The 1,058-nt window shown below is 38.1% G+C and carries 1 pseudogene; it reads right to left on the reverse strand.

Annotated features, from left to right (window positions below):
* Positions 1–1,058: pseudogene (gene pitA / locus GMD6S_RS12785) on the reverse strand (PI-2 pilus tip adhesin PitA); the annotation flags it as partial.

A 1,058-nucleotide genomic window follows, 5' to 3' on the forward strand; every position in this document is an offset into this window, starting at 1 on the left:
TAGGTGACACTGGCACCTTTATTGGAGTAGAGTTTATTGACATCAGAACCTTCAGCATCACCAGCCTCTAGTTTTTTATCACCAGCAATGGCATCCAAAGCATCTTGACTAGATGTAACTTTAAATTTTAGTACATATCTAGCGCCATCTTCCAAGGAATAATTAGGAGAAAAATTAGCTGTAACCTCCACTAAACCTTCTGAACTTGTCTTGGTTTCAAAAGTTACTTGCTCGTTGCTTAATGTTTCACTGCTACCATCTTTCTCTTTAACGACACGAAACTCTGACGATCCGTTTGGTAATAGCTGGACATACTTAGAAAGAACATCCTTGATGGTCACGTGGTGGATTCCCAGTGGCAGAATCTTATCAGTAATATCTTTGAAACTGTCTTGTAACTGGTCTTCATCATTTGCAGAGAATATTTCATTTGGAATGGAGGCATTATGTTGCCTCATATAATATTGCAGACTGGTAATACTGTCGACATTGTTTGAATAACGAAATTTAATCGAATAGAAACCATCAAGTGTTGGAGCCAAGCTATATGATAGACTATTTAGATTATTATTTAATCTATCCCAAAACCACTGGGGAGCTGTTTCGATATTAGGATCTTCGTTATTGTAGTTATATATAGTGTAACCATTGGCATCGTAGACCATATTCGCAAAGCCATCTGAAAGCAAAATAACGACTTTCTTAGCATTAGATCTTGCACTTCCCATTAACTGGTTGGCCAAGGTTAATCCAGCCCCAATATTGGTCCCGGTACCAATACCTGACTCAGTACCAATGGAATTACCTCCTGCAATACTCATGTTGTATACCGCTGTTTTAGCAGCACGAGCATTGTTACTCCATCCTAAAATCGTGTTAGCATCATCCCATGGTGAAACGCCATCATAGTATTTTGTCATCCGTTCATAGGGCCAGTATGGTCTAAAAAGTCTCCATTTATTTCCATCCCAATACTGATCATTCTTTTTATTGTCAATTTTCCCACCAAATCCTACCATAGATAAACGGTTATTAGAATTGGATAGAATGGTATCAAT

This window comes from Streptococcus sp. GMD6S (genome assembly GCF_000297015.1).